Here is a 24,164-nt window from a genome sequence, read left to right on the forward strand (position 1 = left end):
AATGGTTTTATTATACTATGTTTTCTGACACCCGTTAAGATAAGAAAGATTAAGATGATTAATATCTTGCATTAAAAAAAGCAGTACACCTAATTGGCGTACTGCTTAGTCATCATCTTCGTCCCAATCGTTGTCTCGCTCACGTTCTCCGTCATCTTCGTTTCTTTCATCGCGTTCATCACGTTCGGGTTGATCATCGCTATCTTCTTCGTCATTGTTTTGACGATTTCGATTTGATTCATCGTCCTCATCAGAACTGTCTTCTTGTTTCTGCTTGCCAGGTGGGCCATCTTCGCCAAAGACCGGATGATCATCTTTTTCATCATCTCGGTCGTCTTCTTCGCGTTGTTCACGTTCATCAGCTTGCTCACGATCGTCGTTTCGCTCATCATCCTGGTCGCTTTCCTCTTCTTCTCGCTCATCGTTTTCCTGCTTTCCCGGTGGACCGTCTTCACCAAAGACAGGGTGATCGTCTCGATCGTCTTCTTGTTCACCATCTCGGTCGTCACGGGTATCATCTTCATCTTGGTCATCATCATTCTCATCTTTTTGCTGTCCAGGCGGGCCATCTTCGCCAAACACAGGGTGATCATCTCGATCGTCTTCTCTTTGATCATTATCGTCATCACGCTGTCCAGGTGGTCCGTCTTCACCGAACACAGGATGATCATCTCGATCTCGTTCTGTTTCACGTTCATCATCCTCATCTCGGTCATCTTCTATATCAACTTCATCTAACTTATCACGAAGTCCCTGTGGTAAATCGTCACGGTCCATTCGTTCTAAGAAGCGTGACAACACTTGTTCTATTTGACGATTGGATTCGTTTGATTCGTCACTTGAATCATTCGTTCCCGCATCACTATCGTTCGACCCGTCTTCTGATTGATTAGACACGTCAGTCGAATCAGTATTATCTGTTTCTTGATCATCGTCACGATTATCATCATCTCGATCATTCGCTTCGTTTTGATCAAGCACTTGATTAGACGCGTAAAGAACATTCATAGATGTTCCCTCTTCTTCCGCCTGTTCGCGAATATCTTGTGGGACTTCAAATAGTGTTAATTCATATTCGTCTTGAAATTGATTTTGCAAATCGTTGGAAAATGATTGTAAATATGAATCGTCTTCACCACTCATGTCATTCGCATAACTAACACCGAACAAAATATCTCGTTCAGACTCCAAATAGCCTAAATCACGACTCGTCGTAATAACCTGAGATGATATTTCTTGTAGTGATTGCCCTTCAACATCACCTAATTCAGTTAGAACCGCTTCACCATCGTCATTTAACGGTTTTGCCTTAATAACGTCATACGATTCATCGACTTCAAACGATACACTCGGGTTAATATCGACATTGATGTAAGCATAAGTGTCAGGTGATTGATTGGTCCACGATAATAACGGATAAATAATAGCTAAACTTAGCATAATCGCGGCGGCCACTTTCCATTGGGGGGATAACGTTAACGAGCGCAACTTCGACATTAAACCTACTTTTTCTTCAAGCGGTGTAAACTGAACTTCTTCACCAATATCATGTGTTCTGTCAATCGTCGTTTTATAAAAACCACCATCAGCTGTCATCACAACGGCGTAACGTTTTTTATGTTCTACGACAATCCCCTTCATTCACTCACCCCCTTAACGTATTCTTTTAAGTATTCGAAATCCTCTACCAAAAGCACAAAGACAGCCAAAATGTATTTACGATTTCGCTCGATCGTTTTTTTGCTCACATTGACATGGGGTTCAATCTGTTTAATCGGTAAACGCTTCTTATCTAAAACATATTCACGTAGCGCGTCATCTTGATACACGTATTGCGCGACGTCTTGAGCCGATTGCCTTGCATCTTCGTGCTTCGGTGAGATGGTTGCTAATTCGGCAAACGATAATTTAAAATCCTTTAATCGGTCGTTATACTCCTCGATTTCAATTTGGCGATACCAATTGTCTTGTGCTTTGGCGTATTCGTCTTTAGACACTTGCGATACACGCCATTCAGTTGTCGATGGTTCGTCCTCATCCTCCGACTGGTCCAAAGACATCGTTGTTACATCATCCGCTTCTTTTCGAATGTAATCAATCACTTTTCGCGAAATAACGAGTTTAGCAAATGTTAAAAAACTACTACCTTTATCCTTTGAATACGAATCAATTGCATCGTTAAAAGCCATAAGGCCAATACTAAATTCATCGTCTTGTTCAGGATTAATATAACGTTTACAAACATTCGATACAGCTTTTGCGATAAACGGTTGATAACTCGATAACAGATGATGACGGGTTTCATCATCCCCTTGCTGAACGGCTAACACCTGTTCTTCGAGGGGAACGTCTTCTGTCTTTTTGAGACGTTGTAACACCCCTCATCACCCCCAACTATTATATATTTTCGTTTTAGTTAACTCATTTATGGGTATTATTGGCGATTTTCCTCATGAAACGCATCGATCGGAATCGCCAGTCCAATCCGACCACGCTCATCATCATCTCTCGTCGCAAAAATGACCGCGACGACTTCTCCTGACGTATTGATGACTGGGCTTCCACTATTACCGCTATAAATTGGCGCATCGAGCATTAGCACTTCTGTTTCCACATTGTTTGATGTTGTTTCGCCGATAATTTCTCCCTCATTGGCAATGCCGCTAAATCCGAGTGGGCTACCGATAAAATAAAACGGCTCCCCTTCGTAATAAGTCGTTTCATCCGCCAATGGAAGTGTGTCTTGACGTGTTTCATCCTGTAGATCTAACACGGCTAAATCAAGCTCTGGATAACGCCGATCGACCGTCGCACCATAAGGCCCATCTTCTTTAAAATAAATATGAAGTCGCTCATAGTTTTCTATCACATGATCATTCGTTAACACTTTCTCGCCGTTTGCAAAAGCAAACCCTGTTCCACGACTATTGCCTGCATCAATCGTTGCAATGGATTCGCGGTATTGTTGTACTTCATCATCCGTTAACAACTGCGCTGACGTTTTCAAAAAATCAATAGCAGGTATTGAAACCATAACAGGTAACGTCGCGAAAACATTAATGACCATGAACAACGCAATTAACCAAAACAACCACTTCGGAAAAGGACGTCGTTTCCGTTTTTCAGGCTCCTTACGTTGCTTCGTATATTTATTGTCTTCTAAAATATCTTTCACATCTGTCTCATCTAAATCTTCATAAAGATCCGTTTCATCTTCTGTTTCGAGTCGTTTATCATCGTCTCGCATACTATCCCTCGTTTGACCGTGCGTATTGCTTGTTAGCATATCGTGTCACCCGACCGCACGCAAGGCTAACTGTTTCGGATTATACCAAACATTCGACACAACATGTATAACAAGCCGATTACAACATGATTACATACTTAATAATAGCACAATGACTAGTGTTACGAATATAACGGCAACGACAATAAACGATAATACCCGTGAAACATTAATCGTCACTTCTTCCTTCCATTTCATCGGACGAATCCCGCTTAAAAAGAAAATAATAATACCGCTCAAAAAAATACACGTCACATTCGTCATGATGAGTAGAAATGACCAATACGTATCGATCCATAACGTCTGTCCAATCGAAATACCAAACGTGACAGTCGGTGGCAGTAGCGCAACGGCAACCATCACACCGACCATCCCACTCGACACGCGGTTTAATAACGCTAAAGCACCCGCTGAACCTGATGCTAAGGCAATTACAATATCCGCAAACGACACCATCGTCCGTGACGTATACTGCGTCGTTTCTGTCCCTTCCTCAAACATAAACCCAAACGCCGCCGCAATCGAGACAATCATGACAAATCCTATGGCTAACGTTAAGAAAGCGCGCCACAACCTAAACACATCCCCTAGTACAGCTGCGAATGACACCGAAATAGCCGGGCCAATTAACGGAGCAATCGCCATCGCACCAATGACAACAGCTTCACTATCATTAATAAAGCCACCTGTTGCCACCATCGCCGAAAAAATAATCAACAACGTGTAATTGAGCGTTAATTTGCTCTTTTTCTCAATCGTGTGCATCAACTCTTGTCGACTCGCACGTAACAATTTACCTTGATCATCATCTTCCTGTTCATCTTGTTCTTTCGGATTATCACGCTCTTGAATCGCTTGTCTCGACAAATACGTATTAACTGGAAACAAGATTGTCTCAAACCCATCCGCAAGTGACGACACCGCTTCTAAGTAATCTAATATATCTTCCACATCGTCATCTTCTACAACGATTCGAACTAACACACGATCCTCTAATTCATACGCTTTCCACACACTTTCTTGGCTGAACCCTTCTAACGCTGGGGTCACATTGTCGTATTGTGTTTTCGGAATATACACTTCAATCAGTTGCATCCCCATCTAATTCACGCTCCTTACTTGTCTTATCGATAGTCTTTACATATTTTCACCAAACCATCACATACTAAGACAAATTCTGCGTAAGGGAGCCTATTATGAAACGTCGAACTCGTAAGTCAACTTATTTTCCGTGCAAATTAGACAACTTAAAGCAAGACGTAACAAAACAATTCTTTAATGGGTCACCTGATGTAGCTGCCAAAACGGTAAATACACAACATGATAAGCTCCTTATAATTTATATGGATTATCTAGTACTTGAAAAAGAAGTTCAAACAAATATTATCTCGAAAGCACAAGGAGCCAAACAATTAGACTACGACACACTCAAAAGTTCGATCCCTGTAACCGATATTATTGAACTAAAAACTTTGAACGAAATTGGATCTGCCATGTTAGAAGGCTACGTTATCCTGTATACCGAAAAATCACAAACATGTTTAGCAATACCTGCACCAAGAATCGATCAACGTAAACCGGAAAAAGCCGAAACAGAATCACTCATATTCGGTCCACGTATCTCTTTTTCTGAATCAATCGATACGAATATGAATTTCATTCACAAGCGGCTAGATACGCCAACGCTTGCAGTCGAAAAATTTATTGTCGGTGATACGATTCCTTCAGAAGTGCGACTCGTCTATTTATCAGATATCGCCAATGATGAAGCGATTCAAGAAATGCGATCACGTTTAAACTCACTAAAGATCGATGACGCCATGGAGTCGTCAGCTTTAACACAGTTTATTGAAGACAATTCGTATTCTATTTTTCCGCAATTTCTTGTGACGGAGTTACCTGATCGGTTTTGTTATTCGTTAAAAGAAGGACGAGTAGGCTTATTAGTCGACAAGAGCCCATCCGGGATTATCGCCCCCGTTTCATTTTTTAGTTTTTTTCAGACGACTGAAGATGTTTATACCCGTTGGAATATGGGGGCATTTATCCGCTTAATGCGAATTATAGCCATGATCTTATCAATTACACTTACACCAACTTATGTTGCGGCATTAACGTATCATTACGAGATTATACCAGATGCCTTACTCGTATCACTCGGTCATTCGAGGACGAGGGTTCCGTTTCCGCCATTACTCGAAGCCCTCATACTCGAATTTTTAATTGAACTTATACGTGAGGCTGGAGCACGTTTGCCAACGAAAGTCGGTCAAACGATGGGTATCGTGGGCGGTATAGTCATTGGACAAGCTGTCGTACAAGCTGGGTTCACAAGTAATATTCTCATCATCATTGTCGCGTTAAGTGCTCTTGCTTCTTTTACGACACCGAGCTACTTGATGGGGTCAGCGATTCGTATTATACGTTTTCCGCTTATGTTGTTTGCGGGTTTCTGGGGATTTATCGGTCTCATATTTAGCTTTGCGTTTATTGCGATTCACCTTGTGAAACAACGTTCACTCAACTTCCCATATTTCGTGCCGATATACCCGTTTCAACCGCGTGATTTCAACAATTCATTTATTCGACTTCCGTTTTTATGGAGTACGAAACGTGCTTACTCTAACCGTCCAAAACAAATTCGTCGTTTTCCAAAACCAAAACGTTAGAAATTGATTAAGGACAGATTAAAGGTGCTATTATGCAAGAAAAACTTAATGTGCCCAATCATCAAAAACTTAAAGCGATCTATCTCGTTATCGTTTTACACACGATGCAAATCGGCGTCGGTATCGCAGGATATCCTCGTATTGTATTTATCGAGGTTGGACGGGATAGTTGGATAGCTATATTAATCGCAGCCGCTACCCTACACATAGCTATTGCTTGTAGCGTTTATGTGCTTAATAGTTTTCAAAGCGAAGACTTACACGGGATCTTAACGCAAACATTCGGAAAATGGTTTGGAAAACTTTTCACCTTATTATTCATTGCCTACATCTGGTTGATGTTTTTAAGTATTATGCTTAATTACGTCGAGTTTGTGCAAGTCTTTGTTTTTCCTGATATGACGTCATGGTTTATCGCGGCTTGCCTCCTTGTTCTTGTATTATATGCCGTTCAAGGTGGTGTACGCGTTGCTGTTGGGGCTAGTGTCGTTTTCTTTTTCGGTGCCATTTGGATGCTCATCATTCTCATTCAACCTATCGGGATGATTCAATTTGATAATTATTTTCCTGTATTTGAATCATCACCTCAAGAACTGTTACAAGGTGCACTAAAGACTTCGTACTCACTTATTGGCTTTGAATTAATTTGGGTATTATATCCATTTATTCGTGGACGTCAACACGTTCATCGTTATAGTCAATGGGCGATGGCTTTTACAATCTTAATGATGATGTTTATTACGATGATTTCGATCGGTTTTTATAGTAGTGAACAGTTAAAAGGAAAAATTTGGCCATTGTTATCAATGATTAAAGTCGTTTCATATCCCATGTTCGAACGCTTCGATATCGTTACGGTTGCTTTATGGATGGTTATTGTCTTACCTAACCTCATTTTACTAGCTTGGATGTCGAGTTTTAGCTTGAAACGTATATTCGGTGGGCAAAATAAATATTACCTTTATCTCATCTGTTTGATTGCATTTATTTGTCAATTTCATTTTGATAATCGATACTATGTTAATTTCTTCACAGACTGTGTCGGCAAAGCCGGGTTATTCTTCGGTTTTGTGTTTCCAATCCTTATGGTTCCGTTTGCTATGTATCATCGCCGGAAAGGAGCCAAACAACATGCAAAATAAACGTGCTCGTCATTTGATGGTTATGTGCTTAATCGTCCTAACGTTATTAACAGGTTGCTTACAAAGCAAAAACATCATTGAAAAACTCGGAATTGTGACAGCGTATGGGTTTGATTTGAACCAACAACAGGAACTCGAAGGCACAACCGTGTTATATCAGTTTAACCCTGATATTACAAACGCATCACAAATCATTCATAGCACTGGTAAGACATTCGATATGGTACGAGCCAATGCCAATAAAAAATCAGGATACAAAATCGTAAACGGAAAACTACAAACGATTTTATTCGGACCGAGCATTGCTGAACAAGGGATTTTTCCTTATCTTGACACAATTGAACGCAACGCAGCGATCTCCGATATGCTTTACGTCACAATGTCAGAAACTCCTGCCCAAGATATTTTGTCTGCTTCGAACTATGAAGAAGCGCCGAATGTCGGTGTCTACCTAAACCGCTTAATCGAAACAGCTGTGCAAAATGAAGAAATAGTGAGTAGTACCTTTCACGAATATATGCGGTCTTACTTTAATATTGGTCGCGAACCACTCATTCCGGTTCTGTCTGTTGAAAACAACAAGGTAGCGGTTGACAAGATCGGTGCTATGCAGGGGGATGTGCATGTTGGTAGTTTTTCACTAGACGAAGTGTTTTACGTTCGATTGCTGCGAGATAAGTACAATTCAGGGCGTATCGATTTAGAATTTGATTTGGAACCATTTGAACCTTATATTCAAGAGTATCATCGCGACAATCGTGGCGATAACATGTATGTTGTCATTGATAAACTTGAAAGTAACACATCCATTCAGCTACGTGACCCTGAGAAGTTGACGTATGATGTAACAGTCAAATTAAACGGGCGAATCATTGAAAAATCGCACCGCATGAACTTAGACCAACCAGAACCATTAAAACAACTAGAGAAAGCAATAATTCAAAAAATGGAAAATGAACTGATAGAAGTTGTTAGTAAATCCAAGCAACTAGGTAGCGACGTCTTCGGCTTTGGGGTGAAATATAACAACAAGACACGTGGCGAAGAATTAACACGCGATAAATGGCAAGACTTGTATCCTAATATTGATGTCAATTACGATATTTCGATTGATATTAAACGGTTTGGCATTGTGCAATAACATTAGAGCGACCATCACGTCTTGTGTTTGGTCGCTCTAGCTGTTTATAACATCGTTTGTTTAATCATATCAATAACGTCATCTTTCGTTTTCTGCGGTTGATAGGATGCCATATACTCCTGATATGTTTCACGATTCTCATACAGACGATTCACCGCATCAGTTAAAGATGTGGCATCGACTTCTTCATCTTCTAGTACATCCGCATAGCCGCGTTTGTTAAACGATTCTGCATTCAATAACTGATCACCACGACTTGCTTGTTTCGACAATGGAATGAGGAGCATTGGTTTTTTTAACGCTAAAAATTCAAAGATCGCATTCGCACCGGCACGCGATACGACTACATCAGCAAGCGCTAATAAATCTTTTAATTCATCGGTAACATACTCATATTGGACATAACCCGGCTGATTGATGGTGTCGTCGCGTTTTTCCTTACCGCATAAATGAATAACGTGATACTGTTTGAGCAAATCTGGAAGTGCTTGACGAACGGCTTGATTAATACTCGCAGCACCTGCACTGCCTCCCATCACTAATACAGTCGGTTTATCACGGCTTAACCCTGTCATAGCTAACGCTTGCTCTGAGTCACCCGCAAACAATTCCTCCCGTACAATCGCACCGACATTCACGACTTTTTTCTCAGGTAAATGCTGATTCGTCTCTGGGAATGTCGTTAAAATATGGCGGGCGAATTTGGATGCAATTTTATTCGCTAACCCTGGCGTGTAATCCGATTCGTGAATAATGGATGGAACACCTGTTAAACGGGACGCCATGACGACAGGCGTTGACACAAAGCCACCTTTCGAAAATACGACGCGAGGTTTTAACTGTTTGAGTAAACGGCGCGCTTGGCCAAGTCCTTTCAACACGCGAAATGGATCCTTCATATTTTCAACGGACATGTAACGGCGTAATTTACCTGTGGCAATGCCGTGATACGTAACACCTTCCATGCCATCAACGAGATCACGTTCAATCCCTTCGTACGATCCAATATAATGAACATCAAACCCTTCGCGGATAAATTCAGGCATAATCGCTAAATTGACGACGACATGCCCTGCTGTTCCGCCTCCAGTAAATACAATCGTCTTTTGACTCATCGTTCAAACGTCCTTTCTATTCATATCAGACAATCTACGCTATAATGACATATTAGCAAAGATAACCGCTAACGAATATAGGAAGGGATCAAAAATGTATCCGACGCAATCAATTTCTGACAAAATTAAACTGTTCATTCGCATTGTGATTCCCATTTTAATCACGCAAGTCGGGATTTATTTTATGAATGTGTTTGATACCGTCATGGCCGGTCAAGCATCAGCAGAAGACTTAGCTGGTGTGGCTGTTGGCTCGTCAATATGGGTGCCTGTTTTAACGGGGACGAATGGTATTCTCATTGCGATCTCACCCATTACAGCACAATTGTTAGGAGCAGGCGAGAAAGACCTTATTCCTTATAAAGTTAAACAGGGCTTATATTTAGCGGCGGCGATTACGGTGACGATTTTGATAGCTGGTGTCTTATTTTTAGATTCGATCCTTAATTTGCTTGCCTTAGAACCAGATGTTCGTCATATCGCTAAATATTATTTAGTAGCTTTAGGGTATGGCATGATTTTCTTGTTTTCATTCAATTTGTTACGCTCATTCATCGATGCACTCGGTCAAACGAAAACGTCTATGCTTATTATATTAATGACGCTACCGCTCAATGCGTTGTTTAATTACATGTTCATATTCGGACGTCTCGGCGCACCAGAGTTAGGTGGCATAGGCGCCGGAATCGCCTCAGCGCTAGCCTATATGATCTCGTCCATTGTCGCGGTTATGATTATTCATCGCGTCATGCCTTTTCGACGCTACTACATTTTTCATACGTGGGGGAAGCCGTCGCTTCAAGCGTGGCGAGAACAATTGACAATCGGCCTTCCGATTGGCGTGACAATCTTTTTTGAAACGAGTATTTTTGCGGCTGTCACCTTGATGATTAGTCGTTATGACACGTATACCGTCGCAGCCCACCAAGCGGCAATGAATTACGCGACGATCTTTTATATGCTACCATTAGCGATTGCAATGGCTTTAACGATCGCAGTCGGCTTCGAAGTCGGCGGGAAACGGATGCAAGATGCGAAACAGTATAGCTTAATCGGGATTAGTTCTGGATTGACGGTTGCCCTTGTCAGTGGTGCTTTTATCTTTTTCTTACGAGAAGAAGTCGCTCAGCTTTATAGTGATCATCCTGAAGTTATTACGTTAATGCAACAGTTTTTAGTGTTTGCGGTGTTTTTCCAAATATCTGATGGCTTTGGCACACCTATTCAAGGCGCCTTACGCGGGTACAAAGATGTAAACGTCACGTTAGTCATCGCATTTATATCGTTTTGGGTTATTGGTTTGCCTTCTGGAATTGCCATGTCTGCATGGACATCACTCGATGCATTTGGCTACTGGGTCGGGCTGATTGTTGGATTAGCAGTCGGTGCTATGATTTTAATTGGACGCTTGTTTTATATCATTAGACGATACGACCAAAAACAACAAATATAGCTCCAAAACCTTAATTGTCTAACAATCCTCTGAGATTGTTAGACATTTGATCAAAATTGTTAAACATTCCTTCGAGTTTGTTAAACATTCTGCAGAGACTGTTAAATAGTCCTTTAGATTTGTTAGACAATCCAGAGAGAATGTCTAACAATTTTAATTCAATCAAAAAAAGATCCATCTTCACGTTACGTGAAGATGGATCTTTTCAATAATGATAGGTTTATAGGAATAAACCAGCGATTGTTGCTGAAAGGATTGATGCTAGAGTCGCACCTGTTAATAGTTTAAGACCGAAACGAGAGACAGTCTTACCTTTTTCAGAATCAATACCAGCAACAGTACCGGCAATGATACCAATTGAACCGAAGTTCGCAAAGCTTGTAAGGAATACAGATACGATACCCATTGTCTTATCAGTGAACTGATCTTGCATTCCTGATAGCATATCCATTGCTACGAATTCGTTTGTCACAATCTTAAGACCCATGATACTACCAGCATCAACTAATTCACTTGGATTAATACCCATAAGGAATGTTAGTGGTAGTAATAGATAACCTAAACCTGCTTCTAGTGATGCCCCTTCAACAGGGATTACTACACCAACAATATAGTTCACTAATTCTAGCGATGCTAGGAAAGCGATTAACATTGTCGCAACAATAAGGGCAATTTTACCACCATCTAAAGCACCATTCGCCATGGCTTCAAATATGCTCTTAGCTTCACTAACATCATTAATATCAACATCATCATCTTCGTCCTCTACAACTGGAGGTGCAATAATCGAACCAACGATCAGTGCACTGAACATGTTAAGCGGAATTGCTACTAATACATATTCTGGTGGGAGCATTTCCATGTACGCACCAATAATGGATGCTGATACAGAGCCCATGGCAGACGCCGATACGATATAAAGACGGTTCTCTGTAATACGATGGAACTGCGATTGAACTGCGATTAACGCTTCAGACTGTCCAAAGAACATACTGTTTACCGCTGTAAATGATTCGATCTTCGGTAGACCTGTTAAGTATGAAAGTGCACCGCCTAAGTATTTGATCAATAAAGGTAGTATTTTAAGATACGTTAATACTGACAAAATTGTCGCAAAGAAAACGATAATTAGTAGTACATCAAAGAAGAAAACGCCATTATCTCCTACTTGAATACCACCAAGTACAAAGTTCACACCGCCTGTACCAAATTCAATTAACTTATTGAATACTGACGCAATACGAGTAATAATATCTTGACCGAGTTGTGTCTGGAACATGAACCATGTAACTAATAGTTGCAATAGAATCATGATTCCGATTCCCTTGAATGGAATCTTACCACGATTGTTGGACATTAGCATAGCTAGTCCGATGACAGCTAAAATAGCTATCAAACCTAAAATTATATCCATTTCTGTTCCCCCTATAAAAATAAATGATTAACAGTTATGCTATTGCATTTTATCAAGTAGTTTATGAAAACGCAATCATATGAAGCTGAATTTCGTAAAATTTTTTGTTTTTTTGCATCATGGCAGTTTTTTCGATCATTTCTAGTCTTCTAGAGCGTTGCATATTGCGACATCGGGCTCAGAGGTCTATGGATTGATATACACCTCGATAAGTTTTTACGATTTGTCTTGCTCGGTCTAATTCGCCACTAAAGCCTTCCCCATCTGTCACATGAGTGATATTGATGGTACATTTTTCTTTTTCTGCGGCCCGACAAAGGGTTGAGATAGGTGTTGTGAAAGATGTTCCACCGTCTAAATCAGCTTGCTCAATCGATCTTTGAGGATATTGATATAGTCGTTCACGATGGCATAACATAAGATGATAAGGTGACTTATCGACCGTTTGCAACCATTTGATAATAGGTGTCGATCGCATGGATGTTGAACAATCGAGAAGCAGCACCGACAAGGATTCCTCTTCATGAACTGTGATCACTTGATTAACCTGGCTTTCAACAAGCGATCTAGCCGTTCTAAAATGGTTCAACCAAGATTGACGATGATTCACTCGAGGAATGAGACAGGATTCGGATATCGTTAATGATTGGATTAACTTCCTTAAATCGACGTCACTTAAAAGCTTCAAACGACGTGATTCCGTTTTTCCTCGATTACGCTTAACACCGTGCGTTTTCTCTTCAATTTTTGGCACATAACCATGAACGTAATAACCACTCTGAAACCCCACATGACCCCTCCCTCATGACTTTTTAGATAAATCATTGAAGTTTTGAAATAAATCAGTTGATTTATTTCAAAACTTCATCCAATTATTTCAAAACTAAGCGGACTTATTAAATAAATTCGTTTGAAAACAAAAAACCCCCTCGCCTATCATTATGCGAGGGGGTTCCCAGTATATACCTTAGCCTTCTAGTAATAAGTCATACGGATCTTCAACCATTTGTTTCACACGGTCTAGGAACTGTACAGCTTCGCGGCCGTCAACGATACGGTGATCGTATGATAGCGCGATATACATCATAGGGCGTACTTGGATGCTGTCATCTGGCATGACTTTCGGGCGTTTTTCGATCTTGTGCATACCTAGAATACCAACCTGTGGCGTGTTTAGGATCGGTGTTGATAGTAATGAACCGAAAATACCACCGTTAGTAATGGTAAATGAACCGCCTTGTAAATCTTTCATAGATAGCTGACCGTCACGCGCTTTCTTCGCGACGTTCATGATTTCACCTTCGATACCAGCGAAACTTAAACGATCAGCATCGCGGACGACAGGTACGACGAGACCTTCTTCAGTCGAAACAGCCATACCGATGTCGTAGAACTGCTTCATCACGATTTCGTCACCTTGGATTTCCGCATTGAGTAATGGGAATTCTTTAAGCGCACCGATAACCGCTTTTGTGAAGAATGACATGAAACCAAGCTTGATGCCGTGCTTCTGTTCGAAGTCGTCTTTACGATCTTTACGGACGTTCATAATGTTCGTCATGTCAACTTCGTTAAACGTCGTTAACATCGCCGATTGTTCTTGCGCTTCAACTAAACGCTTCGCGATCGTTTGACGACGACGAGACATTTTCACGCGTTCAACTGGTTTATCGAATTCAGTCTTCTCAGCTGATTTGTCGTCTTTTTTCGCGTCTTTCTTACTGTCTTGCTTCTTACTGCCTTCTACTTTTTCTTTAGCTGCCGCTTCAACGTCTTCTTTCGAAATACGACCAACTGGATCTTTCGGCTTGATATCATTTAAATCAATGCCTAATTCACGAGCACGCTTGCGAGTCGCAGGTGATGCAACAGGTTGGTCTGAATCTTGTTGTGAAGTTTCTTCTTGTTGCTGTTCACTTGCTTCTACTTTCGTGTCCTCTTTCGGAGCTTCTTTCGTCTCTTCAGCTTTACTTTCTTCTTTCGTTTCCGCATCAGAGCTGTCATCAGAGCTTGCTTGTGCTTCACCGCTCTCATCGACTTTCGCGATTGCGTCACCGACTTGAACTTCATCCCCTTCGTCTACAAGTAACTCTGTAATCACACCTGCATAATCAGAGTTCACTTCGACGTTGACTTTGTCTGTTTCTAATTCAAGGATGGCATCGCCTTTTTCAACTTGGTCACCTTTTTGGACTAACCATTCACTAACTTCACCTTCTGTAATCGACTCGGCTAGCTCTGGTACAATAATTTCCTTCACGACATTCTCCTCCTTTAATCTAGCTTCAATGCTTCATTTAAAATCCGGCTTTGCTCGGCTTTCGATATGTTCGGATCACCCACAGCTGGAGAGGAACGATGAGGACGTCCGACATAATGAAGCTTCTGTTTAACTTTTTTAATATCTTGAATTCGTTCTTTAACGAAATCCCAACTACCCATGTTTTTCGGTTCTTCTTGTAACCAAACGATTTCTTCAACGTTTTTATACGTCTTAAGCAGTTCTTGCAATTCTTTTTCTGGGAACGGATAAATTTGCTCAATACGAGCGAAATGAATCGCATCAGATGGGTCATGCTTTTCCATTTCTTCTTCAAGCTCAACCATCACTTTACCGCTACCTAACACAAGGCGTTTAACAGCTTCAGCGTCTTCACCTGTATTATGTTGTTCTAAAATATGCTTAAACTTGCCATTCGACAGCTCTTCATGATCAACGGCTACACGTTGGTTACGTAATAAACTCTTCGGTGACATGACAACGAGTGGACGTGCTGCTTCTGTACCGACTATCGCTGCCTGACGACGTAACAAGTGGAAGAACTGCGACGCTGACGTCACGTTGGCAACCGTCCAGTTATTTTCAGCTGACAACTGTAAGAAACGCTCTAGACGAGCACTCGAGTGTTCAGGGCCTTGTCCTTCATACCCGTGTGGGAGAAGCATGACAAGACTAGCAATCTGACCCCACTTCGCGCGACCAGATGCAATAAATTGATCAAAAATGACTTGCGCCGCATTCGCGAAGTCACCAAACTGTGCTTCCCATAACACAAGCGTTTCGTCCGATTGAACACTGTAACCATATTCAAACCCGAGTACGCCTGTTTCGTTTAATGGACTGTTATAAATACTAAATGCTGTCTCGACACCTTCTAGCCCGTGGAACGGACTGTATGTCTCAAGTTTTTCAGTATCATGTAACACAGCGTGACGGTGCGCAAATGTACCACGTTGCGTATCTTGCCCCGTCATACGGATCGGTGTACCATCGTTTAAAATCGAGGCATACGCAAGCGCCTCACCTAACGCCCAATCGACTTTTTCGCCTTCTTCAAATGCTTTCTCACGACGTTGTAAGATTTTTTCTAGTTTCTTAAACGCATTGAAATCATCTGGGCGTTTAAGCATATCAGCATTTAATTTCTTAAGCGTGTCCTCATCTACAGCCGTTTCGATCTTATCGAGACCGTTAACGACTTCTTCCGGTAAATCCGGAATCGTATGCTCAACGTCTTCGTTTTCTTTCATACTATTGAACGTTTCACGTAAATTATTAAGTACGTTATCTTTATAAGACGTCGCTTCATCTTCTGGGACAACTTGTTCAGCCGTTAACTTATCAGCGTACAATTCATAAGCCGTCTTATGATCATCGATTTCGCGATATAAGTTCGGTTGCGTACCGCGCGGCTCATCCATTTCGTTATGGCCGTAGCGACGGTAACCGACTAAATCAATAATGACGTCTTTTTGGAACTTCTTACGATATTGATAAGCTAATTCAACCGCTGACATACAAGCTTCAGGGTCATCCGCATTGACGTGCACAATCGGCATTTCAAACCCTTTCGCTAAATCACTTGCATACTTCGGTGAACGGCCGTCTTTGTGATTCGTTGTAAACCCTAACAAGTTGTTCGCAATAATATGAATCGAACCACCCGTTTCGTAACCATCTAATTGCGACATGTTAAGCGTTTCAGCGACAACACCTTCACCGATAAATGCTGCGTCACCATGAATTTGAATCGTAAATGCTTTATCAAAATCAGGCTCGGCATAACCCGCAACATGACGGTTATCTTGAACCGCACGCGTATAACCTTCAACCACAGGATTGACGAACTCTAAGTGGGAAGGGTTGTGAGCGAGTGTTACTTTCGTTGAGTTGTCTTCACCGTATTCACGGTCAGCGCCGAAGTGATATTTCACATCGCCTGTCCAGCCGTAATTAATGCCCGTTGACCCTTCTGAAGGCACTAATTCTTTATCCGGTGAATGCGCGAATTCAGAAAAGATTAACTCATATGGTTTTCCTAGAACATGTGCTAACACGTTTAAACGACCGCGGTGAGCCATGCCCATTAAAATATGCTCGACTGAGTCTTGATTCCCGTTACGAACCATGCGTTCAATCATTGGTACCATAACGTCTAAACCTTCAATCGAGAAACGTTTTTGTCCGACAAATGTTTTACCAAGGAAATTTTCAAACCCTTCAACATCTGCCAAACGTTTTAATAAGTCTTTCTTTTCATCCTGGCTCAAGGATACATCAATCGTGCCGTTTTCGACTTGATTGTACAACCATTCACGCTCATCATCATCTGGGATGTGATTGAACTCAAATGATGCTGTACCAGAATAACGCGTTCTTAAGTGCTGGATTAAGTCCCAAGCTGTCTTCACATGACTTGGTACATTCGCGACTAACACCTTGGCGTCCATCTGCTTAAGGTCCGCTTCTGTTAAGTCGTATGTTTGAGGATCAACTAACGGCGTTGAGCGGTCGTCTTGTTTCCCAACCGGAAAAATATCCGCTTCTAAATGCCCGTGACGTCGAATAGCGTCCACAAGCTTCATCGCTGCTGTTAGTTTTTTCAAGTCACCAATGTTTGTCTGAGCTCCACCTGATGTTTGGACGTTACCTGAGTCCATCCAATCTGGTGCACCGTGCTCTTCAAACATTTGACGCAGTGATTCATCAACTGCATCAGGGTCGTCTAAAAATAACTCATACTGCTCTTCTATATAACCCATATTGGGACCGTGAAAAGCATGCCAAACATTGTCGTTAGACCCTTGCATTGCCACTATTTACTACCCCCATCGATTTCTAGAAAATTAGTTCCAGTTTATTGCCGTTTTATCGAACATCTACCGTTTATAATACCCGATTTAAAGGCAAAACAAACTAAACAGTCGTGTTCAATGTCAAAACATCATATACCTTCAATTAGTATATATGAAAATTCGTCAATAGAAAAGGTTAGTGCACGAAAAATTGCATAAAATTGTCGTTGATTTCGACACAATTTTCGCAATATCTCTATCCACTCACAATATAACGCTCACGCAATAGCGATTTCAATTGAGACACATAGTCCAAATAGCCTCCATCCTCAATGTCATTTAAATGAGACACTAACCACTCTGTTAACGAATGAGTTGCAACAGCCTGTTCCAAAACGTGTTGCATTAGTTTTTGCCGAAAAGCCGATTGATATTCTGACGGAAGGCCTGAAAAAAAGTCACGCCAATCTTGTGACGTATGCCACCTAGATAATAAATCATCATACACTTTTGTCGAAAAACCGAACTGTTCGTGCAATTGTTCAGCTGATGCCATCACATCAGTGATAAATGCTTTCATTTGTACGGACTCACTATCCATAACGCGTTCTTCAATCAGTTGCATCAAATCAGCTGCAAACACATCAAGCACAACATGAATAATATGACGATACCATTCTTGTTGCTTAACCGTCAGCGTCATATCTTGATCCACGACGTGTACCAACTCCTTTGAAACATCAAATGCTGTGACTCGGTCCAATGTCGAAACAGACCGTTCCAACGCTCTATAAACCGATCGCGTATCTATGCCGTCCATTCCGTCTCGTTCATGATGTTCAGAAACGACACCTTGTTTCAGCTGTTCGACCTCTTGGTATAGTTGACGATCATCATCTTCCGCTCGCCTCGAAATAATAACGGCTTGCGCTAATGTCTCTAATGTTCTCGGAGATATTTTGTCTATATCAGCTTGAACATACGATTGATAATGGGTCACTTCTTCATTCACATCCATGTTGTACGGAACATGTAACACCATCATCCGCTTCACTATACTTTGATTAGCGGAATTAGCCGCAAATGATTTCCATTCTGTTTCATTCGTATGGCCCATTAATACTTGATCACTATGAATCATCGCTTGTCGCGACACTTTATACATCGATTGTTCTGCTAATGTTAAAAATGGAAAAAGTAAATCGTCACGACATTTCAGTACTTCATGCAATTCCAACAACCCTTGATTAGATGCTTGAATATCACCATCATACCGGTACGCACGTGGATCAGATGACGAGCCAAATGTCGTAACAGCCGCGTAATCAATATCGCCAATCAAATCAGATAAATCTTGCGTATAACGGTCTCCTGGCAAAAATGACCCGATACCTCGGCGTTTTTGTTCAGACAAGGTAAAACGTTCAACAGGTAACGCTCGCCAATCACCATGGTAATCGTGTTCTAAGCGCCACTGATTGTACGGTGATAATGATCCTTCGATATGAATACCTGTTGATTGTTGCAACTCGTGACGCACATTTTCCGGCAAAGCCCATAACGGATTTTCTTGCATGGGACAGTCTTTAAAACGATATAATGCTCCCTGACCTGTTTTAGAAAAAGCGATGAGCACGTCTTTTAACGCCTGCACGAGAGACGATTTACCACTACCTGGAGGTCCGACGAATAACCATAGCCGTTTCGATGCATCATAACCTTTAGCAGCAGGCAACAAAAAATAATTATGGAATTGCTTCAGGACATGATTCATTCCAACTAAATGGTCAAATGCGCCGCGACTTTCTCCCCAAAGAAACGCTTGATATAATCGTTCATGGGCTGTTAATGGTTTAATGTCGCCGTTTTGAATATGTTTAACATAGTCTTCTAATGTTCCTGTTTGCACACAATCTCTCCCAACCGTTTTTGATACACTATATTCTTCGAGGTAGGTTGTTTATACAAACGGTTCAACGATTGCGAACAATTTTTGAACAACGATTTTAGGCATTCACATATATGGTATTTTGAGTTATAATAATAAGCACGAAGGTGACTTTGATAAGGGAGGAATCTCTATGGATACAGCAATCATTATGACACTTTGTGTGACATTCCTCGTATCGATCTTTGCAGCAGGATACGATGCAACACCAGGTGAACCACGCAAATAATCGTCATTACACAGAGAAAACACGCATTGGACAAGCCGCCAATGCGTGTTTTTTTAGTTTACATACGGAAATCCTTGTTGTCTGAGAGCCTCATAAACGATAATCGCTGCTGTGTTCGATAAGTTGAGCGACCTGACGTGTTCTGTCATGTGCACGCGTAAACACTGGTCCTCTTTCCCTTCTAACAACTCAAGCGGGATCCCGTCTGTTTCCCGACCGAACACGAAAAAGATATCTTCCTCTTGGTCACGATAATCAAAATCCGTATAATACTTCGTCCCAAAATTTTCTATGTAATAAAACGTGCCTTCCGGAAATGCCTCATACAACTCATCTAACGAATCGTGATAACGAATATCGACATCATGCCAATAATCTAACCCAGCGCGTCTTAGCATTTTATCATCCGTCGAAAACCCTAACGGACGAATTAAATGTAGCGTTGAATGTGTTGCTAAGGCAGTCCGAGCAATATTTCCTGTATTAGCTGGGATCTCTGGCTGATATAACACAACATGTATACCCACTATTTCCACCTCATCTATTATCTTACTGCAAAACCTTCCATATTATAGCATAGATCAACCGATATTCTAGCGCAAGACGGTCTCAAGGGACAAGAGCGACTTCTTCTTATCTAGACCACCACCGTAGCCAACGAGCGAGCCATTCTTGCCGACGACGCGATGGCATGGTACGACAATCGTAAACGGATTACGATTAACAGCACCGCCAACAGCTCGAACCGCTTTCGGTCGATTGATTGCCTCTGCAACATCTAAATACGACCATGTGTCACCGTAGGGAATATCCAATAACGCCTGCCATACGTCTCGCTGAAAATCGGTTCCATGCAATGTTAAATTCATATCAAATTGCTCTAAGCCTTGATTAAAATAAGCGTCGAATTGCCTGAACACATCTGAAAAAAGGTCAGGCTGATGATAAAATGTCACGTTAGCAAAATATTTGTTAAGCCACTGATCAAAGCGAGCGTGAACATGATCACGCGTGCCGTACTTAATCCAATATAATTCAGTTTCAGTTCCGCCCATATATAACGGGCCGACTGGCGATTCATACTCCGCGACATAAATCGTCATCTTATTCGCCTACCTTTTCTAAAAACGTTGATAAGCCTTTTTCCATTTCGTCACGTGCGCGCTCATCTGTTTCACGTTCCATTGCATCTTCGATTAACGACTGACCGTCAGACCGACCAATTTGACCGATCGCCCAACCTGCCGTTCCGCGAATCATCGGGCGTGGATCTTGCGTCATGACAGATGCAAGTGTATCGACAGCTGACGTTTCTTTATAATTCGCTAACGCAATAATCGCATTCCGTTGAATCGGTTTTTTACCTCTCCAAGACCCTGCCATCTCGCCGAATGTCTCTTTAAATTCACGGTTCGACATGGTTAGTAACGGCTCTAATTTCGGTTTAACCCGTTCAGGGTCTGGTTCAAATTCAGGATGCACGTGAAAGTCAACGCCTTTATTTTTCGGGCAAACAACTTGGCACGTGTCGCACCCATACAACCGATTGCCTAATTTACTACGGAATTCATCGCCTAAATAATCTTTCGTCAATGTTTGATAAGCAATACACTGACTCGCGTTTAATTGACCGCCTTGGACGAGCGCGCCAGTCGGACATGTATCAACACAAATGTTACAGTCACCACAGCCGTCTTCAATTGGTTCGTCGGGTTCAAATGGTATATTCGTAATCATTTCGCCCAAATACACATATGACCCGTATTCTTCTGTAATAAGCGCGCAATTTTTTCCGACAAAACCAATCCCTGCACGCTCAGCTACAGCACGGTCGTGCAACTCACCTGTGTCAACCATTGAGGTATAATGTACATCACTTAACTTACTTTCTAAAAACTCACCGATTTGCCGTAATTTATCGCGCAAAACATCATGATAGTCGCGCCCCCAAGACGCACGCGCGAATTGACCGCGACGTTCGCCTTTTTGATTTTTCGGAGCGTCTTTTAGTTTAGACGGATAGGCGAGCGCAATCGAAATAATTGACTGCGCTTTCGGCTGTAACATCGTTGGGGTTGTGCGCTCCTCGACTGATCCTTTTTCAAAACCGGAATGGTATTCAAATGTTTGTTGCGTGATTAAGCGTTGTTTTAACGTATCAAAGGTATCAGCCGATGCGAAGCCGATTTTTTGGACGTTGATATCATCACAAAAATCGAGCAAATCTTGTTTTAACTGAGCGATATCCATCACAACCCCTCCTTTGCTTTTATCTTGTTCGCAGCTGGCGGATACGGTTGATCGCAGCCGCTATTTCAAAACGGCGTGGGCGGGCTAAATCACCTGGGTGCTGCCCGCGTCGTTTCCCTTGAGTAAAGCTTAACCCATCTCGGTCCATAGCGTTTTCTAACGTATCGAGCCAAGCTGTCACTGTCATCGGTTGTGAATAATCTTGATTGAACGCCATATATTTTAACATATTTGCGATCATTCGTGTTTGGGAATCATCGACTAATTGTTCTACTAAGGCTAAATCGACCGCTTGCTTACCGAGCATGACGGTATCTCGACCTTTCGCTTGAACTTTGCCTTTACCACCGATTGGTTTTTCAATCGATTTCGTGTCCACTGTTCGATCGTGCCAGACGCCAAATAATTCGTCATATTGAGCATATTCACGCGGATCATTCGCTGCGATCTCTCGCGCACGCTCCGTTACATTCACAGGATGATAATGATCCATCATAATCACATCATCAGCTACGTCAAAATAATCACCTGAACCACCCATCACGAGTACGGTAGAGACATTACGTTCATCGCGCAATTGTTTCACTTTTTGAACAAACGGCGTGATCGGCTCTTGGTCGTTTGCAACTAATTGCTGCATTCGTTCATCACGAATCATGAAATTCGTCGCACTCGTATCTTCGTCAATTAATAACGTTGATGCCCCCGCTTCTAAGGCTTCCATCACATTCGTAGCTTGTGACGTACTACCACTCGCATTGTCACTAGAAAACTGATGCGTATCAGCACCGTTCGGTAAGTTGTTAATGAATGGTGCGATCGACACATTCGTTACACTTCGCCCGTCTTCAGCGCGAATTTTGACCGCTTCATGATTCGTTAGCACATATTCGCGTCCGTCACCCGCTATGTGATCATAGACACCAAGTTCTAACGCTTCCAGCAACGTACTCTTACCGTGATAACCACCACCAACAATAAGGGTGATGCCTTCATCAATGGCCATCCCTGAAATCGGCTCATCACGATGGGGAATCGAAAATGACACTTCGTTTTCTTTCGGACTTTCGAATGGGACAGCTTGCTTAAGCGGTTTTGAACTAATACCACTTGCTCGTGGTAACACCGATCCATTCGCAACGAACGCAATCCAGCCTTCTTCTTTCATTTTCGTTCGGATCGCATCATGCTGGTCGGCTAATTCTAGTTTTTTATCAATTTGGGCGAAATCTAATGCTAAAACGGATGATGACATCATTTGCGGTAACGCTTGGAAAAAGAGTTTATCTGCTTCCTTCCCGTTAATTTTACGCCCATTCGCAGGTAAACCAATCGACAAACAGACCGTTATCCCTTGCTCGCTAACCGAAACAGCCGTCCGTTCTAGAATTTCTTGATCAGGCGCATCAATCGCGATCATGCCGCTTTTACCGGTTCCCTTTATAGACATCCGTTGATTCATGATGGCTTGATGAACAGTTCGTGCGATATAATCTTCGACATAAATACGACGTCGCTTCGTTTCAAGCCACGTCTTTGGTACGGGTTGAGTTTCGCCATCTATCAACAATCGAATTTTGGATGGCGTTGCAAACGGATCGCCTTGAACATAGTCAATCATTATACGATAATCTTGAAATGAATAATGACCTTGTATATCTTTATAAGCTTTATAACTTTTGTGATCGATTTGTTGAATTAAAGATTTTAATTGTTTCATGATGAGTCCTCCTTCTCGTTATCCATTCGTCTTCATACGTTCTATCATGTGAGTCAACTGCTGCTTCCAAACTAATGGAATGACGATCATTAACGCAAGGACAGTTCCAGCTACAAATAATGTTGTCGCTTCACCGTCTACAATACTTGATCCAACGAAGCTATACACAATCGTACCAGGAATGATACCAATAACTGTCGCCTTCACAAAATCCCAACTATAAACCTTCGCAAGCCCGGCTGTATAACTAATGAAATCAAAATTTATCACAGGGACAAGCCTTAACATTAGGATATACGTAAACCCTCGCTCTTCAAAACGTTGTCTATACTGCTCCACTTTATCGCGCTGTTTTAATTGAATCGCTCGTTCACCGAATTTTTTCGCGGCAAAAAATGCAACGATGGCACTTAGCGTGGCACCAGCTAATGCTAAAACACTACCGAATACGACACCGAAAGCTAGCCCGCCAACAATCGAAAAAACAGAGGCCGGAAATAAGACGAGTGATCTCACGCTATACAATAAAAGGTAAACAACCGGCGCAAGCCAGCCTGTCTCATAAATAACGGCTCGTATTTCGCGCGGTGACACATTTATGACGTTATAATTTAACCATAACAAACTCACAACAACGATTGCGACGATCGTTATTTTCCACAACGAAACTCGTTTCACACGCTCTCACCCTTATTATAATCGTTATCATTTTATTCCCGGA

At 41.8% G+C, this 24,164-nt stretch carries 18 protein-coding genes and 1 pseudogene; 4 read left to right on the top strand and 15 right to left on the bottom strand.

All coding sequences use genetic code 11. From position 1 onward, the window contains the following. Positions 1 to 105 precede the first annotated feature (105 nt). From ABID56_RS08055 to ABID56_RS08070, 4 genes are all read right to left on the bottom strand, one after another. On the bottom strand, positions 106 to 1,641 hold the full coding sequence (locus ABID56_RS08055) for an anti-sigma factor domain-containing protein (protein WP_354220113.1): 1,536 nt from the start codon (positions 1,639 to 1,641) through the stop codon (positions 106 to 108). Then, positions 1,638 to 2,378, bottom strand: a complete 741-nt coding sequence (gene sigI / locus ABID56_RS08060; RefSeq protein WP_354220114.1) for an RNA polymerase sigma-I factor — start codon at positions 2,376 to 2,378, stop codon at positions 1,638 to 1,640. Before sigI ends, ABID56_RS08055 begins: the two co-directional genes overlap by 4 nt. Positions 2,379 to 2,434: 56 nt before the next feature. After that, the gene (locus tag ABID56_RS08065; protein ID WP_354220115.1) at positions 2,435 to 3,286 is read right to left on the bottom strand and encodes a S1 family peptidase; all 852 of its coding nucleotides are present in this window, start codon (positions 3,284 to 3,286) and stop codon (positions 2,435 to 2,437) included. A gap of 90 nt (positions 3,287 to 3,376) precedes the next feature. After that, positions 3,377 to 4,387, bottom strand: a complete 1,011-nt coding sequence (locus ABID56_RS08070; RefSeq protein ID WP_354220116.1) for a TIGR00341 family protein — start codon at positions 4,385 to 4,387, stop codon at positions 3,377 to 3,379. A gap of 95 nt (positions 4,388 to 4,482) precedes the next feature. Between ABID56_RS08070 and ABID56_RS08075 the strand changes: the two genes are divergently transcribed. From ABID56_RS08075 to ABID56_RS08085, 3 genes are read left to right on the top strand one after another with little or no spacing between them, the layout of a single operon-like run. Further along, positions 4,483 to 5,955: a spore germination protein gene (locus ABID56_RS08075; RefSeq protein ID WP_354220117.1), complete on the top strand. Its 1,473-nt coding sequence runs from the start codon at positions 4,483 to 4,485 to the stop codon at positions 5,953 to 5,955. A 32-nt stretch (positions 5,956 to 5,987) separates the two neighbouring features. Next, positions 5,988 to 7,097: a GerAB/ArcD/ProY family transporter gene (locus ABID56_RS08080; RefSeq protein ID WP_354220118.1), complete on the top strand. Its 1,110-nt coding sequence runs from the start codon at positions 5,988 to 5,990 to the stop codon at positions 7,095 to 7,097. Further along, positions 7,087 to 8,238, top strand: coding sequence for a Ger(x)C family spore germination protein (locus tag ABID56_RS08085; protein WP_354220119.1), 1,152 nt, complete (start codon positions 7,087 to 7,089; stop codon positions 8,236 to 8,238). The genes ABID56_RS08080 and ABID56_RS08085 overlap by 11 nt, the downstream gene beginning before the upstream one ends. Before the next feature lie 44 nt (positions 8,239 to 8,282). Here the strand turns inward: ABID56_RS08085 and murG are convergent, their stop codons facing one another. Then, on the bottom strand, positions 8,283 to 9,353 hold the full coding sequence (murG, locus tag ABID56_RS08090; RefSeq protein WP_354220120.1) for an undecaprenyldiphospho-muramoylpentapeptide beta-N-acetylglucosaminyltransferase: 1,071 nt from the start codon (positions 9,351 to 9,353) through the stop codon (positions 8,283 to 8,285). 94 nt (positions 9,354 to 9,447) lie between these two features. Here murG and ABID56_RS08095 point away from each other — a divergent pair, with 94 nt between their 5' ends. After that, entirely contained in the window at positions 9,448 to 10,806 is a 1,359-nt protein-coding gene (locus ABID56_RS08095) for an MATE family efflux transporter (protein WP_354220121.1), read from the top strand. Between the two features lie 220 nt (positions 10,807 to 11,026). Here the strand turns inward: ABID56_RS08095 and ABID56_RS08100 are convergent, their stop codons facing one another. The 10 genes and pseudogenes from ABID56_RS08100 to ABID56_RS08145 all read right to left on the bottom strand — a co-directional run bounded on the left by ABID56_RS08100 (position 11,027) and on the right by ABID56_RS08145 (position 24,121). Beyond that, on the bottom strand, positions 11,027 to 12,220 hold the full coding sequence (locus ABID56_RS08100; RefSeq protein ID WP_354220122.1) for a NupC/NupG family nucleoside CNT transporter: 1,194 nt from the start codon (positions 12,218 to 12,220) through the stop codon (positions 11,027 to 11,029). Between the two features lie 178 nt (positions 12,221 to 12,398). Next, a complete protein-coding gene (locus tag ABID56_RS08105) occupies positions 12,399 to 13,010 on the bottom strand; it encodes a hypothetical protein (RefSeq protein WP_354220123.1) in 612 nt (203 codons plus the stop codon). 177 nt (positions 13,011 to 13,187) lie between these two features. Next, entirely contained in the window at positions 13,188 to 14,480 is a 1,293-nt protein-coding gene (gene odhB / locus ABID56_RS08110; protein ID WP_354220124.1) for a 2-oxoglutarate dehydrogenase complex dihydrolipoyllysine-residue succinyltransferase, read from the bottom strand. Further along, positions 14,431 to 17,311 (bottom strand): annotated as a pseudogene (locus ABID56_RS08115) (2-oxoglutarate dehydrogenase E1 component). Before ABID56_RS08115 ends, odhB begins: the two are co-directional and overlap by 50 nt. Before the next feature lie 241 nt (positions 17,312 to 17,552). Then, positions 17,553 to 19,205, bottom strand: a complete 1,653-nt coding sequence (locus tag ABID56_RS08120; protein ID WP_354220125.1) for a hypothetical protein — start codon at positions 19,203 to 19,205, stop codon at positions 17,553 to 17,555. 321 nt (positions 19,206 to 19,526) lie between these two features. After that, positions 19,527 to 20,000 (bottom strand): tRNA (uridine(34)/cytosine(34)/5-carboxymethylaminomethyluridine(34)-2'-O)-methyltransferase TrmL, encoded by a 474-nt coding sequence (gene trmL / locus ABID56_RS08125; RefSeq protein ID WP_354220126.1) that lies wholly within the window; start codon positions 19,998 to 20,000, stop codon positions 19,527 to 19,529. A 66-nt stretch (positions 20,001 to 20,066) separates the two neighbouring features. Continuing rightward, a complete protein-coding gene (locus ABID56_RS08130; RefSeq protein WP_354220127.1) occupies positions 20,067 to 20,576 on the bottom strand; it encodes a methylated-DNA--[protein]-cysteine S-methyltransferase in 510 nt (169 codons plus the stop codon). A gap of 1 nt (position 20,577) precedes the next feature. Continuing rightward, positions 20,578 to 21,723, bottom strand: a complete 1,146-nt coding sequence (gene queG / locus ABID56_RS08135; protein WP_354220128.1) for a tRNA epoxyqueuosine(34) reductase QueG — start codon at positions 21,721 to 21,723, stop codon at positions 20,578 to 20,580. Between the two features lie 19 nt (positions 21,724 to 21,742). Further along, entirely contained in the window at positions 21,743 to 23,443 is a 1,701-nt protein-coding gene (locus ABID56_RS08140) for an ABC-ATPase domain-containing protein (protein ID WP_354220129.1), read from the bottom strand. Between the two features lie 18 nt (positions 23,444 to 23,461). Continuing rightward, on the bottom strand, positions 23,462 to 24,121 hold the full coding sequence (locus tag ABID56_RS08145) for a TVP38/TMEM64 family protein (protein WP_354220130.1): 660 nt from the start codon (positions 24,119 to 24,121) through the stop codon (positions 23,462 to 23,464). Positions 24,122 to 24,164 lie beyond the last annotated feature (43 nt).

The organism is Alkalibacillus flavidus (assembly GCF_040545925.1).
Taxonomy (GTDB): Bacteria; Bacillota; Bacilli; order Bacillales; family Alkalibacillaceae; genus Alkalibacillus; species Alkalibacillus flavidus.